The organism is Isoptericola sp. NPDC056605 (assembly GCF_042792795.1).
GTDB lineage: Bacteria > Actinomycetota > Actinomycetes > Actinomycetales > Cellulomonadaceae > Isoptericola.
Window position 1 is genome coordinate 1 of the sequence record NZ_JBHTVT010000027.1, and the last position, 13,643, is coordinate 13,643.

At 73.7% G+C, this 13,643-nt stretch carries 10 protein-coding genes; 3 read left to right on the forward strand and 7 right to left on the reverse strand.

The window, feature by feature from the left end:
* Positions 1 to 68: 68 nt before the first annotated feature.
* The 3 genes from ACFQ8Y_RS20355 to ACFQ8Y_RS20365 form a co-directional block, all read right to left on the reverse strand.
* Complete coding sequence (locus ACFQ8Y_RS20355) at positions 69 to 3,866, reverse strand: multifunctional oxoglutarate decarboxylase/oxoglutarate dehydrogenase thiamine pyrophosphate-binding subunit/dihydrolipoyllysine-residue succinyltransferase subunit (RefSeq protein WP_430586572.1); 3,798 nt, start codon at positions 3,864 to 3,866, stop codon at positions 69 to 71.
* A gap of 333 nt (positions 3,867 to 4,199) precedes the next feature.
* Complete coding sequence (locus ACFQ8Y_RS20360) at positions 4,200 to 5,336, reverse strand: sensor histidine kinase (protein ID WP_430552498.1); 1,137 nt, start codon at positions 5,334 to 5,336, stop codon at positions 4,200 to 4,202.
* Positions 5,336 to 6,082: a response regulator transcription factor gene (locus ACFQ8Y_RS20365; protein WP_430552497.1), complete on the reverse strand. Its 747-nt coding sequence runs from the start codon at positions 6,080 to 6,082 to the stop codon at positions 5,336 to 5,338. The genes ACFQ8Y_RS20360 and ACFQ8Y_RS20365 overlap by 1 nt, the downstream gene beginning before the upstream one ends.
* A gap of 216 nt (positions 6,083 to 6,298) precedes the next feature.
* On the opposite strand from ACFQ8Y_RS20365, the gene ACFQ8Y_RS20370 reads away from it, so the two are divergent.
* The 3 genes from ACFQ8Y_RS20370 (at position 6,299) to ACFQ8Y_RS20380 (ending at position 9,794) form a co-directional block, all read left to right on the forward strand.
* A complete protein-coding gene (locus tag ACFQ8Y_RS20370) occupies positions 6,299 to 7,669 on the forward strand; it encodes a hemolysin family protein (protein WP_430565137.1) in 1,371 nt (456 codons plus the stop codon).
* The gene (locus tag ACFQ8Y_RS20375) at positions 7,666 to 8,703 is read left to right on the forward strand and encodes a hemolysin family protein (protein ID WP_430552495.1); all 1,038 of its coding nucleotides are present in this window, start codon (positions 7,666 to 7,668) and stop codon (positions 8,701 to 8,703) included. The genes ACFQ8Y_RS20370 and ACFQ8Y_RS20375 overlap by 4 nt, the downstream gene beginning before the upstream one ends.
* A gap of 236 nt (positions 8,704 to 8,939) precedes the next feature.
* On the forward strand, positions 8,940 to 9,794 hold the full coding sequence (locus tag ACFQ8Y_RS20380; RefSeq protein ID WP_430586573.1) for a M15 family metallopeptidase: 855 nt from the start codon (positions 8,940 to 8,942) through the stop codon (positions 9,792 to 9,794).
* A 253-nt stretch (positions 9,795 to 10,047) separates the two neighbouring features.
* Here the strand turns inward: ACFQ8Y_RS20380 and ACFQ8Y_RS20385 are convergent, their stop codons facing one another.
* From ACFQ8Y_RS20385 to prpB, 4 genes are read right to left on the reverse strand one after another with little or no spacing between them, the layout of a single operon-like run.
* Positions 10,048 to 10,674: a CYTH domain-containing protein gene (locus ACFQ8Y_RS20385; protein WP_430552493.1), complete on the reverse strand. Its 627-nt coding sequence runs from the start codon at positions 10,672 to 10,674 to the stop codon at positions 10,048 to 10,050.
* Between the two features lie 10 nt (positions 10,675 to 10,684).
* Positions 10,685 to 11,521: a class I SAM-dependent methyltransferase gene (locus ACFQ8Y_RS20390; RefSeq protein WP_430586574.1), complete on the reverse strand. Its 837-nt coding sequence runs from the start codon at positions 11,519 to 11,521 to the stop codon at positions 10,685 to 10,687.
* A complete protein-coding gene (locus tag ACFQ8Y_RS20395; RefSeq protein ID WP_430586575.1) occupies positions 11,518 to 12,675 on the reverse strand; it encodes a bifunctional 2-methylcitrate synthase/citrate synthase in 1,158 nt (385 codons plus the stop codon). The genes ACFQ8Y_RS20390 and ACFQ8Y_RS20395 overlap by 4 nt, the downstream gene beginning before the upstream one ends.
* Before the next feature lie 42 nt (positions 12,676 to 12,717).
* The gene (gene prpB / locus ACFQ8Y_RS20400; RefSeq protein WP_430552490.1) at positions 12,718 to 13,629 is read right to left on the reverse strand and encodes a methylisocitrate lyase; all 912 of its coding nucleotides are present in this window, start codon (positions 13,627 to 13,629) and stop codon (positions 12,718 to 12,720) included.
* Positions 13,630 to 13,643 lie beyond the last annotated feature (14 nt).

Below are 13,643 nucleotides of genomic sequence, written 5' to 3' on the forward strand. Positions count from 1 at the left end.
GGCGGGCCGCATCAGATGCGGCCCGCCCTTCGGACTACCTCGGCGAGATCAGTACTCCCTCGGCAGGGTCAGCGGTCGAAGGCCTGGGCGACCAGGACCTCCTGCTGCTCCTTGTGCCGCTTGGCCGTGCCGGCGGCGGTCGACGCCGACGCGGGGCGGGACGCGACGCGTACGCGCGGCATGTCGTCCGGCAGCGCCAGGTGCAGGAAGGACCAGGCGCCCTGGTTCTCCGGCTCGTCCTGGACCCACACGACGTCGGCGTTCGGGTACTGCGCCAGCTGCGCGCGGAGCTGCTCCTCCGGGAACGGGTAGAGCTGCTCCAGGCGGACGATGGCGGTCCGGGTGTCCTGGCGCTTGGTGCGCTCGGCGAGCAGGTCGTAGTACACGCGGCCGGTGCACAGCAGCACGCGGTCGACCTGCGCCGCGTCCACCGTCGGGTCCGGCAGCACCGGCTCGAAGGTGCCGGTGGTGAAGTCCTCGACGCTGGAGGCCGCCGCCTTGAGGCGCAGCAGCTGCTTCGGCGTGAACACCACCAGCGGGCGGCGCGGGCGGGCGTACGCCTGCTGGCGCAGCAGGTGGAAGTACGAGGCCGGGGTGGACGGCTGCGCCACCGTCATGTTGTTCTCGGCCGCGAGCTGCAGGAAGCGCTCGATGCGGGCGGACGAGTGGTCCGGACCCTGGCCCTCGTAGCCGTGCGGCAGCAGCATGACCAGCGACGAGTGCTGGCCCCACTTCTGCTCGGCGGACGAGATGAACTCGTCGATGACCGTCTGCGCGCCGTTGACGAAGTCGCCGAACTGCGCCTCCCAGAGCACGAGGGCGTCCGGGCGCTCGACCGAGTAGCCGTACTCGAACCCGAGGGCCGCGTACTCGCTGAGCGAGGAGTCGTACACCCAGAACTTCGCCTGGTCGCCCGACAGGTACAGCAGCGGGGTCCACTCGGCGCCCGTGTTGCGGTCGTGCAGCACGGCGTGGCGCTGGACGAAGGTGCCGCGGCGGGAGTCCTGCCCGGCGAGGCGCACCGGGGTGCCCTCCATGAGCAGCGACCCGAACGCGGCGAGCTCGCCGAAGCCCCAGTCGATGCCGCCCTCCTTCGCCATGAGCTGCCGCTTCTGCAGCATCTGGGCGAGCTTCGGGTGCACCGTGAAGCCCTCGGGCGCGGACACCTGGACGGCGCCCACGCGCTCGAGCACGGCGTGCGGGACGGCCGTCTGCCAGCCCACCATGTCGCCGGCGCCCTCGCGCTGCGCCTCCGGGCGCTCGAGGCCGAGGATCTCGTCCTCGCCGTCCGGCGTGCTGGCCTTGCCGGCCGACTTGGTCTCGGTGAAGACCCGCTCGAGCTGCGCCTGGTAGTCCTGCAGCGCCTGCTCGGCCTCCTCGACCGTGATGTCGCCGCGCGCCACGAGGTTCTTCGTGTACAGCTTGCGCACCGACTGCTTGGCCTCGATGAGGTTGTACATCAGCGGCTGCGTCATCGACGGGTCGTCGCCCTCGTTGTGGCCGCGGCGGCGGTAGCAGACCATGTCGATGATGACGTCGCGGTCGAACTGCTCGCGGTAGGCGAAGGCCAGCTCGGCCACGCGTACGCAGGCCTCGGGGTCGTCGCCGTTCACGTGGAAGACGGGGATCTGGTAGCCCTTGGCGACGTCGGTCGCGTACGTCGTGGAGCGCGACGACGACGGGCCGGTGGTGAAGCCCACCTGGTTGTTGATGATCACGTGGATCGTGCCGCCGGTGCGGTACCCGCGCAGCTGCGCGAGGTTGAGCACCTCGGGCACGACGCCCTGGCCCGCGAAGGCCGCGTCGCCGTGCAGCAGGATCGGCAGCACGGAGAAGCCGTCGCCGCCCAGGTCGATGCGGTCCTGCTTGGCGCGCACGATGCCCTCGAGCACCGGGTCGACCGCCTCGAGGTGGGACGGGTTCGCGGCCAGGTAGACCTTGGTCGTCGCGCCGGACTCGGCGGTGAACACGCCCTCGGTGCCGAGGTGGTACTTCACGTCGCCGGAGCCCTGCACGCTCTTCGGGTCGAGCTGGCCCTCGAACTCCTTGAAGATCTGGCCGTAGCTCTTGCCCGCGATGTTCGCCAGCACGTTGAGGCGTCCACGGTGCGCCATGCCGATGCCGACCTCGTCGAGCCCGCCCTCGGCGGCGCGCGACAGGATCGCGTCGAGCAGCGGGATGACCGACTCGCCGCCCTCGAGCGAGAACCGCTTCTGGCCGACGTACTTGGTCTGCAGGAACGTCTCGAACGCCTCGGCGGAGTTCAGCTTGCGCAGGATGCGCAGCTGGTCCTCGCGCGGGGTGCGGGCGTAGCCCGACTCGAGCCGCTCCTGGAGCCACTTGCGCTGGGCCGGGTCGGCGATGTGCATGTACTCGACGCCGATCGTGCGGCAGTACGAGTCGCGCAGCAGGCCGAGGATGTCGCGCAGGGTGTCCTTGGTCTTGCCGCCGAAGCCGCCCGTCGGGAACGCGCGGTCCAGGTCCCACAGCGTCATGCCGTGGTTCTGGATGTCCAGGTCGGGGTGCTTGCGCTGGCGGTAGGCGAGGGGGTCGGTCTCCGCCATGAGGTGGCCGCGCGAGCGGTAGGAGTGGATGAGCTCCGCGATCCGGGCCGGCTTGGCGGCCTCGACGTCGGCGTCCACGGTGTTGTCGCGCACCCAGCGCACGGGCTCGTACGGCACGCGCAGGGCCGCGAACACGCGGTCGTAGAAGCCGTCCAGGCCGAGCAGCTTGCTCGCGAGCACCTTGAGGAACTCGCCGGACTGCGCGCCCTGGATGATGCGGTGGTCGTAGGTCGACGTGATCGTCATGACCTTCGAGATGCCCATGCGGGCGAGCTGCTCCTCGGACGCGCCCGCGAACTCCGCGGGGTAGTCCATGGCACCGACGCCGATGATCGTGCCCTGCCCGGACATGAGGCGCGGCACGGAGTGCACGGTGCCGATGCCGCCCGGGTTGGTCAGCGAGATCGTGGTGCCGGCGAAGTCGTCCATGCCGAGCTTGCCGCCGCGCGCCTTGCGCACGAGGTCCTCGTACGCGGCCCAGAAGCCGGCGAAGTCGAGCTCCTCGGCCTTCTTGACGCTGGGCACCAGCAGCTGGCGCGAACCGTCGGGCTTGGCGAGGTCGATCGCGAGGCCGAAGCCGACGTGGGCGGGCTGCACGACGTGCGGCTTGCCGTCGATGCTCTCGTAGTGCGCGTTCATCACCGGCATGTCGGACAGCGCCTCGACGAGCGCGAACCCGATGAGGTGGGTGAACGAGATCTTGCCGCCGCGACCGCGCGCGAGGTGGTTGTTGATGACGATGCGGTTGTCCACCATGAGCTTGGCGGGCACGGCGCGCACCGACGTCGCGGTCGGGACCTCGATCGAGGCCTCCATGTTGGTGACGACGCGGGCGGCGGGGCCGCGCAGCTTCTGCACGTCGTCGGTGGCCTCGTCCTCGGTGGCCTTCGGCGCGGACTTCGCGACCTCCGCATAGGGCGCGGTCGAGGGCTGGGCCTCGGCGACCGGGCGGACGGCGCTCACCTCGGGGTCCGCCGGCAGCGGGGCCGGCTTCGCGGCCTTGCGCTCGGCCTTCGCCGTCTCGGCGGCGGCGGTGCCCGACCGGCCGGCCGGGGCCGCGGGGGCCGGGGCCTGTGCCGGGGCGGCCTGCTGCGCCGGAGCCGCGGGCTGTGCCGGGGCCTGGGGCTGCGCCGGAGCCGCGGGCTGCGCCGGGGCCGCGTCCGCGGTGGCGCCGTTGGTCTCACCCGGCTCGTAGTCGGCGAAGAAGTCCCACCACGCGGGGTCCACCGCGTTCTTGTCCTTCAGGTACTGCTCGTAGAGCTCGTCGACGAGCCATTCGTTGGCTCCGAACGCGCTCGCCACGCTGATCGACTCTGACCCGTCCTTCGGGGACACCACGCGCGGATCGCCCACTTTCACACAGTTGCAACTCGTTCGACCGGAAATGCGCCCGACAGCGCCGGTGCGCAGGTCCCAGCCTACGTCCTCCGGGCCGTCCGACCGGGGAGGCCGAGTGGCGTCAGACGGCCGTTCCCGGGCTCGCGACGCGGCATCGTGACCGTCCGGTAATGCGGTGGGCAACGGCTCCTCGGGTCGACCCGATGACTCCGTGTTCCGACGTCATGTCCGCACCACGCGGGCCCTCCTGTGACGGACGAGTGTGACCAACGTCACCCGGGGGAGGGCGCGGCGGGATCAGTCCGAGGGCTCGGTCGTGACGCCGGGGGCGGGGCGGGCCTGCGCGGGGAGCGTCACGCGCATCGTCGCGCCGCGGTCGGTGTCGGCGACCTCCACGTGCCCGCCGTGCAGGTCGACCGCCCAGCGGACGATGGCGAGGCCGATGCCGGTACCGCCGCTCGCCATGCCGGACGGTGGCGCGGCGTGGGGCCGTCCGGCGGCCGCCCCGCTCGCGAACCGCTCGAAGATGCGCCCGCGGTCCTCGGGCGCGATGCCGGGACCCTCGTCGCTCACCTCGAGGACGACGTCGTCGTCCACCGGGTAGGCGTCGAGCCGCACCGTGCCGCCGTGCGGCGAGTGCCGGATCGCGTTCTGCAGCAGGTTGGTGACCACCTGGCGCAGCCGCTCGACGTCGGCCTCCAGCGCGAGGTCCGGGGGCGTGACGTCGACGACGTAGCTGAGACCCTTCGCCGCGTCGACCATCGACATCGCCTGCGCGGACTCCTCGAGGAAGTCGCCCACCGAGAACTCGCTGAGCACCAGCGCGGACGCGCCGGCCTCCACGCGCGACAGGTCGAGCAGGTACGTGACCAGGCGGGTGAGGCGCTCCGTCTGCTCCAGCGACAGCTCGAGGGCCGACGGCGTGGGCTCGGTGACGCCGTCCACCATGTTCTCGAGCTGGGCCTGCAACGCCGCGACCGGGGTGCGCAGCTCGTGCGACACGTTCGCGATGAGCTCGCGCCGCACGCGGTCGGAGGCGTCGAGGTCGGCGGCCATGACGTTGAACGCCTCGGCGAGGTGACCCACCTCGTCGCGGCTCGTGGCGCGCACCCGGATCGAGTAGTCCCCGGCGGCCATCGCCTGCACGGCCGCCGTCATGTCGCGCAGCGGCGACGTCATGCCGCGCGCGAGGAGCTGCACGATGACCAGGGACAGGAAGATCGCCAGGGGCAGCGTGCGCGTGGGGCCCAGCTCGTTCTGCAGGCCGATCCACGTGATGAGGACGGCGAACGTCACCGTCGCCACGACCAGCACGCCGAGCTTGGTCTTGAGCGAGCGCAGGGGGTCCAGCGGTCGGACGTCGGGCAGCCGGTGGTGCTCCTTGCGCCGCGGCGCGGCCGGCCCGGCGTCGTCGGCGCCGGGGGCGGGGTCCATCAGGCCTCCGGCGGCTCGAACGCGTACCCGACGCCGTGCACGGTCCGGATGAGGTCCGGCCCGAGCTTGCGGCGCAGCGCCTTGATGTGGGAGTCGACGGTGCGGGTGCCGCTGGCGTCCGCCCAGTCCCACACCTCGGCGAGCAGGCGCTCGCGCGTCTGGACGGTCTTGGGCGAGCTGGCGAGCATGACCAGGAGCTCGAACTCGGTCGGCGTCAGGTGCACCTCGTCGCCGGCGCGGTGCACGCGGCGCTGGGCCCGGTCGATCGTGACGTCGCCCATGACCATGGGCGGGTCGGCCGGGGTCGTCACCGCGGCCTGCTGCGCGCGCTCCACGCGCCGCAGCAGGGCCTTGACGCGCGCCACCAGCTCGCGCATGGAGAACGGCTTGGTCATGTAGTCGTCGGCGCCGACGCCGAGGCCGACCAGCATGTCGGTCTCGTCGTCGCGCGCCGTGAGCATGAGGATCGGGATCGGGTTCTCCGCCTGGATGCGGCGGGTGACCTCGAGCCCGTCGATGCCGGGAAGCATGACGTCCAGCACGATGGCGTCCGGGTTCAGGCGGGAGGCGGCGTCGACGCCGGCGAGGCCGTCGCGCGCCACCTCGACCCGCCAGCCCTCGGCGGACAGGCGCTGGGCGATGGCGGCCGCGATCGCGGGCTCGTCCTCGACGACGAGCACGGTGGCGTTCTGCTGGCCCGACGTGCCCGAGGTGCCCGGGGTGCTCGGAGGGGTCGCGGTGGTCATGGTGCCATCTTGCACCGGCTCCCTGGGGGAGCGCTGAGTACACGCTGTCCGGGGCTCTCCCGCGCGGACGCCGACTCGCCCGCCGGCTCCGTCCCGATAGCATCGGAGCACGATGGACGAGAGCCGATATCGCGCGGGGTCGCCCGCGCCGTCCCGCCTGGCCACCCCGCCGCCCCGCCACCGCGCGGTGCCGCCCCGCACGACCGGGAGCCGCCCGTGCTAGGCGACGTCCTCATGATCGTGCTGGGCGTGGTGCTCACCGCGGGCACCGCCGTGTTCGTCGCCAGCGAGTTCTCCCTCGTCACCCTCGACCCGGCCGTGCTCGGGGCCGACGACGAGGAGGGCGACAGTCCGTCGCCCGGCCGCGACACCGCGCGCCCGTCGGACCGACGGGACCGCGCCGTGCGCGCCGGGCTCAAGCACCTGTCCACGGAGCTCAGCTCCGCCCAGGTCGGCATCACCATCACCACGATCCTGCTCGGTTACACCGCCCAGCCGGCGCTCCTGTCCCTGTTCTCCGAGGCGTTCGCGGCCACGGCGCTCGGCCGCGGCGTCGCCGGCGTGCTCGCGGGGGTCCTCGCGCTCGTCGTGGTCAACGCGTTCTCGATGCTCTTCGGAGAGCTGATCCCGAAGAACTTCGCGCTCTCCGCCCCGCACGCGACGGCGCGGCTGGTCGTCCCCGTGCAGCGGGTGTTCACCATGCTGTTCCGGCCGCTCATCGCCGTGCTCAACGGCTCCGCCAACGCGCTGCTGCGCCGCGTCGGCGTCGAGCCCCGCGAGGAGCTGTCCGGCGCGCGGTCGTCCTCGGAGCTGCTGTCGCTCGTGCGGCGCTCGGCGCAGGAGGGCACGCTCGACCAGTCGGTCGCGACCCTGCTGGCCAACTCCCTCGAGCTCGACGAGCTGTCGGCGCGCGACGTCATGACCGACCGCATGCGGATGGCCGTCGTCGAGCGCGACACGACGGCCGCCGAGGTCGTGGCCCTCGCCCGGCGCACCGGCCACTCCCGGTTCCCGGTGATCGGCGAGGACCGCGACGACGTCGTCGGCCTCGTCCACCTGCGCCGCGCCGTCGGCGTGCCCCACGACCGGCGTGGCGAGGTGCCGGCCGCCGCCCTCATGGTCGACGCGCCCCGGGTGCCGGAGACGGTCCGGCTCGGCCCGCTGCTGGTCGAGCTGCGCGGCCTCGGCCTGCAGATGGCCGTGGTCGTCGACGAGTACGGGGGCACGTCGGGGATCGTCACGCTGGAGGACGTCGTCGAGGAGCTCGTGGGCGACGTCGCGGACGAGCACGACCCGCGCCGCGCCGGGGTGGTGCGCGGCGCCGACGGGTCGTGGGTCGTGCCCGGGGTGCTGCGCCCCGACGAGCTGGAGGAGCGCACCGGCCTGGTGGTGCCCGAGGGCCCGGCCTACGAGACGCTCGGCGGCCTGGTCATGGCGGAGCTGGGGAGGGTGCCCGAGGTGGGCGACGAGATCGAGACCGACGGCGTGCTGCTGCGCGTGGAGGCGATGGACGCGCGGCGCGTCGAGCGGCTGCGCGTGCTCGCCGTCGACCCGGCCGGGCACGAGCGCGGGGAGGCGGGCCGATGAGCACCGGGACCGCCCTGCTGGTCGGCGTGCTGCTGCTCGCCGGCAACGCGTTCTTCGTCGGCGCCGAGTTCGCCGTCATCTCCGCGCGCCGCAGCGCCATCGAGCCGCGGGCCGAGGCCGGCGACCGGCGCGCCCGCACCGCCCTGTGGGCGATGGAGCACGTCTCCCTCATGCTCGCGTGCGCGCAGCTCGGGGTCACCGTGTGCTCCACCGGCCTGGGCATCGTCGCCGAGCCCGCCCTCGCGCACCTGCTCGAGGTGCCGTTCGAGGCCCTGGGGGTCCCCGAGGCGCTGCTGCACCCCGTCTCGCTCGTCCTCGCGCTGGCGATCGTCGTGTACCTGCACGTGGTGCTCGGTGAGATGGTGCCCAAGAACCTCGCCGTCGCCGGCCCGGAGACGGCCGCCCTCTGGTTCGCGCCGCCGCTGGTGCTGCTCGGCCGCGCCGTGCGCCCGGTGATCGCGGCGCTCAACTGGGTCGCGAACCACGCCGTGCGGCTCGCGGGGGTCGAGCCGAAGGACGAGGTGGCCTCCGCGTTCACGGCGCAGGAGGTGCAGTCGATCGTCGAGCACTCGCAGGCCGAGGGCGTGCTCCGCGACGAGCAGGGCCTGCTCGCCGGGGCCATCGAGTTCTCCTCGCGCACCGCCGGCGACGTCATGGTGGCCGTGGACGAGCTGGTCACCGTCGACCCCCGCACCACGCCCGACGACGTCGAGCACCTCGTCGCACGCACCGGCTTCAGCCGGTTCCCCGTGCGGGGCGACGACGACGCCCTGCGCGGCTACCTGCACCTCAAGGACGTCCTGTACGCGTCGAACGGCGACCGGTTCGACCCGGTGCCGGCATGGCGCGTGCGCGCGCTCGCGTCCGTGCGGCCGGCCGACGAGGTGGAGGACGCGCTGCGCGCCATGCAGCGCTCCGGGGCGCACCTGGCCCGCGTCGAGGGGCCCGACGGCGTCCTCGGCGTCGTCTTCCTCGAGGACATCCTCGAGGAGCTCGTGGGCGAGGTGCGCGACGCCATGCAGCGTCGGCCGTGACGCCGTCCGCCCGCCGGGCATGAGCAGGGTGGACACCTTCCCACGGCACGGGGCCGCGGGACCGGCCCGACCGGCTGTGGACGGGGACTTGGCGGGGGAGCCCGACCCCGTTATGGTTCCGTGACGGATCGGTCGTACGGCGCGTGGCGGGCACGCGGTGACGGGCGGTCCGTGTTCAGGTCCGGACTCCTCGGGCGGCCACGGTGGCCGCGCCGGGGCACGAGCGCGGAGGTGCCGTGGAGGCGACGTCGCAGGGTGACGCAACCGCGCCGCGCTCCCGTCGCGAGATCCGGGAGGCCGAGCTCGCCCGGGCCGGCAAGAAGCCCCGCAAGCGTGCTTCCACCGCACGCGGCGACCGCTCCGACGGACGGCACGCCGCCCCCGCCGGCCACGCCTGGGTCACCCGGCTGACCGTCCTCGGCTCGCTCGCCGCCGCGACCATCGCCGCCCCCCTCGTCACCGACGACCAGGCCCACGGCGGCACCCCGTTCGACCTCGACACCCAGCCCGCGGGCCCCTCCACGCTGGCGCTCCTCGAGCAGGGCGTCGACACCCCCCGCACCTCCCAGGGCATCGCCGCCGCACCCCGCGACGTGCGCGTCGAGGCGTCCGCCGCCAGCCGGACCGCCGAGCGCAGCCCCCTGCCCGGGTGCGACGCCGGGGCGTCCATCGACGGCGGCAACGGCAGCCTGGCCGACCACTCGCTCTGCGACATCTGGCAGCCCGGGGAGAAGCTGCGCGCCGACGCCGCCGTCGCGCTCAGCGCCCTCAACGAGGCGTTCCGCGTCCGTTTCGGCCGCGACCTGTGCCTCGTCGACAGCTACCGCTCCATCTCCTCCCAGTACGCCGTCAAGGCCAGCCGCGGCTACCTCGCCGCCACGCCCGGCACCTCCATGCACGGGTGGGGGCTCGCCATCGACCTGTGCGGCGACGAGTACCGCTCCAGCGAGGTCTACGGGTGGCTGTGGGAGAACGGACCCGCCTACGGGTGGGAGAACCCGCCGTGGGCGCAGCGGGGTGGCATGGGGAACTACGAGCCCTGGCACTTCGAGTACAAGCCCGGCGTCGTGGAGATCACGACCTGGCACTGAGCCGCTGTTCTGTGCTCGTGTGCTCACCGCCGCGGGAGGTGCAGGATCCTTCGCACGGTCGCGTTCACGCGCCCCAGGGGGCGCTCCACTTCGGGAGGGATACGACCGCGCGAAGGATCCTGCACCTCCCGCTCTCCTGATCCCTCACGGCAGTCTCGAACCCGGGCTCGTCCAGTCCCGCTGGTCGAGCCCGTCGACACCCGGCCGTGGTCTCGACAGGCTCGACCGACGACGATCCGCGGGCCGTGCGGCGTCAGGTGGTGATCGTCGTGTTGCCGCCGAAGTCGTCGCGGAAGCGCGGGCCCTGGGCGGCGAGCTCCTGGGCGTACGCGGCGGACCAGCCGCGGAAGGGGTCGACGGCGAGGGACTCGTTGGAGAACCGGCGGTCGTCGGTGAGCTCGGTGACGCAGAAGTCGGGGATCTGGAGGTCCGTGACCGGGCCCGAGCGCTCGCACTCGGCGACGATGAGCGGCGCGTTGGCGCCGCCGAAGACGTCGATCGACCAGCCGTCGGCGCCCAGCCAGGCCGCGTAGCGCGTCTTGATGACCTGCGCGCCGCCGCGGCGCACCAGCTCCGCGCCGACGTTCGGCTCGAGCGGGCGCTCCGCCTCGTACCGGGTGCCGCCCACCGACGGGCCCTTGACCGTGACCGCGGCGAAGTCGACGCGCGAGCGGTAGAGCTCGAGGACGTCCCGCGCGTCGCTGTCGGGGCCCAGCCGCGCCTCGACGCCCGTCGCCTGCACCCGCACGCGCAGCGCGTAGCCGCCGTCCGAGAGGAAGTAGGACTGGACGATCAGGGCGGGCGCGTCGCGCAGCGCGTCCGGCAGCTCGCGGACGAAGAACCGGCGCTCGAACTCGAAGTCGGAGTAGTCGGCGGACATGGCCACGAGCCTAGTGGGCCGCGGCGACGGTCCGGTCCCGCGGCCCGGCGGTGTCGGTCCAGGTGCGCCGCACGCGCAGCACGCCGGTGCGCATCGGCAGGGTGAACTCGCCCTGCGCCGTCTCGGTCCGGTCCGCGAGGTACGCGCGGATGCGCGCCGTCGTGGCCGCGCGCTCCGCCTCCGGCATGACGAGCATCCCGGCGCGGGTCGCGAGGGTCGCGACGAGGGAGTCGGCGGTGCGGCGCTGACCGTGCGGGAACTCCGCCCGCTCCGCCCGGGCCGACCACCCCTCCCCGGCGGGCGGGAGCAGGTCGGCGGTCGCGCGGCGCCAGGCGGTCGGTGTGTCCCGCGGCCCCACGGCCGCGCTCCCGCCCGCGTCGGCGAGCCCGGCGACCCAGGCGACGTCGTCGTCCAGGAGGTTCCAGAGCCCGGCCAGGACGCCGCCGGGGGCGAGCACGCGGGCGATCTCGGGCCCCGCGACCGCCAGGTCGAACCAGTGCAGGGCGTTGCCCGCGAGCACGGCGTCGACGGAGCCGTCGGGCAGCGGGATCGACTCGGCGCTGCCCGCCAGGGCGCGGACGCCCGGCCGCCCCCGCCGCAGCTCGGCCAGCATCGCCGGGTCCGGCTCGACGGCGACGACCTCCGCGCCCGGGACGACCGCCGGGTCGAGCAGGGCGGCGGTCAGCTTGCCCGTCCCCGCGCCGAGGTCGAGCACCCGCGGGCCCGGCGCCGCCCGCAGCGTCCAGCGCACCGCGGCCGCCGCGTAGTCCGGGCGGTGCTCGGCGTACGCGCCGGCCGCAGTCCCGAAGGACGACGCGGCGGACGGGGCGTCCCGGTCGCCGCTCACGGGGCCGCGGGGCCGGGCACCTCGCGCCGCGCCGGACCCACGTACGCGGACAGCGGGCGGATCAGGGCGTTGGCGGCCTGCTGCTCCATGATGTGCGCCGTCCAGCCGGTGACGCGGGCGGCGACGAACAGCGGCGTGAACGTGGCCGTCTCGAACCCCATGAGGTGGTAGGCCGGGCCCGACGGGTAGTCGAGGTTCGGGTAGATGCCCTTGCGGCGCACGAACTCGGACTCCAGCGCGTCGTAGAGGGCGGCCAGGTCGGGGCGGTCGTAGTGCTCGACGAGGGTGTCGAGGGCGGCCTTCATGGTCGGCACGCGCGAGTCGCCGTGCTTGTAGACGCGGTGCCCGAAGCCCATGATCTTGCGCTTGGCGGCGAGCGCGTCGTCGAGCCAGGCCGCGGCCCGCTCGGCGGTGCCGATCTCGGCCAGCGTCTCCATGACCGCCTCGTTGGCGCCGCCGTGCAGCGGCCCTTTCAGCGCGGCGATCGCGCCCACGACGGCCGAGTGCAGGTCGCTGAGCGTGGACGTGATCACCCGTGCCGTGAACGTGGAGGCGTTGAACGAGTGCTCGGCGTACAGGATCATCGACCGGTTGAACGCGTCGACGACCACCGGCTCCGGCTCGACCTCGAACGTCGTCCACAGGAAGTTCGCGGAGAAGTCCAGGTCGTCGCGCGGGGCCACGGGCTCCAGCCCGCGGCGGCGGCGCTGCCCGTACGCGACGACGGCCGGCAGGGCCGCGAAGAGCCGCACGCTGCGCTCGAGGTTGACGTCGGCGTCGGCGGCCGCCTCCAGGGCGGTGAGGCCCGCGGCCTCGCGGGCGCCGATGACGCTCACCGCCGTGCGCACCTCGTCCATCGGGTGCGCGGTGACGGGCAGGAGGTCGATCGCGGCGCGCACGTCGTCGGCGAGCGGACGGTGCTCGCGCTCGGTCGCACGCAGGGTGGCGAGCTCGTCGTCGGTCGGCAGCTCGCCGTGCCACAGCAGCCACGCGACCGCCTCGAACGGGCAGGTCGCCGCCAGGTCCTGGACCGGGTAGCCGCGGTACAGCAGCGAGTTGGTCTCGGGGTCCACCTTGGAGACGGCCGTCACGTCGGCGACCACCCCCGCCAGCCCGCGTCGGACCTCCGGCTCGGGCCCGGTGTGCTCTGTCATCGATGCTCCTTCGCTGCGATGTCGGCGGAGACGGCGCGGCCGTCAGCCGTGCAGGTTGTCGTCCAGGCTGAAGTCGAAGACGTCCGTGTCGAACGTCGAGTAGGCGGCGTAGTCGAGCAGCTCGTAGAGCCGCGCGCGGGTCTGCATGTGCTCGACCTGTCCCGCGAGCGAGCCCTCGGCGCGCAGCGCGTCCAGGCCCCGCTCGGCGGCGCCCATCGCCAGGCGCAGCAGCGAGACGGGGTAGATGACGAGGGCCACGCCCGCGTCGGCGAGCTGCGTCGTCGTGAACAGCTCGGACTTGCCGAACTCCGTCATGTTGGCCAGCACGGGGACGTCGACGGCGCTCGCGACGGCCTCGAACTCCGCCAGGTCGCGCATGGCCTCGGGGAAGATCGCGTCCGCACCGGCGTCGACGAGGGCCTTCGCGCGGTCGACGGCGGTCGGGAGCCCTGCCACGGCGCGCACGTCGGTGCGGGCCATGACCAGCAGGTTCTCGTCGCGCCGCGCGGCGACCGCGGCGCGCACCCGCTGCAGCGCCGTCGGCTCGTCCACGACCTGCTTGCCGTCGAGGTGCCCGCACCGCTTGGGGTTCACCTGGTCCTCGACGTGCAGGCCCGCGACGCCCGCGTCCTCCAGCGTCTGCACGGTGCGGGCCATGTTCATCGCCTCGCCGAAGCCGGTGTCGGCGTCCACGAGGGTGGGCAGGTCGGTCATGCGGGCGATCTGCCCCGCGCGGGTCGCGACCTCGGTGAGCGTCGTCAGCCCGACGTCGGGCAGCCCCAGGTCGGCGGCCACGACCGCCCCCGAGACGTAGACGCCGTCGAACCCCTTGTCCTGGATCAGCCGCGCCGCGAGCGGGTTGAACGCGCCGGGCAGCTGCAGGAGCTCCCCGGAGCGCAGCCGCTCGCGGAACGTGGCGCGCTTGGCGGCGGGGGTGGTGGTCGAGTAGAGCACGGTCGCCCTCCGGG

Excerpts from the sequence above, each read along its gene's own strand:
- ACFQ8Y_RS20395 (WP_430586575.1), bottom strand. The coding sequence starts at position 12,675 with ATGACAGAGCACACCGGGCCCGAGCCGGAGGTCCGACGCGGGCTGGCG.
- ACFQ8Y_RS20375 (WP_430552495.1), top strand. The coding sequence starts at position 7,666 with ATGAGCACCGGGACCGCCCTGCTGGTCGGCGTGCTGCTGCTCGCCGGC.
- ACFQ8Y_RS20360 (WP_430552498.1), bottom strand. The coding sequence starts at position 5,336 with ATGGACCCCGCCCCCGGCGCCGACGACGCCGGGCCGGCCGCGCCGCGG.
- ACFQ8Y_RS20385 (WP_430552493.1), bottom strand. The coding sequence starts at position 10,674 with ATGTCCGCCGACTACTCCGACTTCGAGTTCGAGCGCCGGTTCTTCGTC.
- ACFQ8Y_RS20365 (WP_430552497.1), bottom strand. The coding sequence starts at position 6,082 with ATGACCACCGCGACCCCTCCGAGCACCCCGGGCACCTCGGGCACGTCG.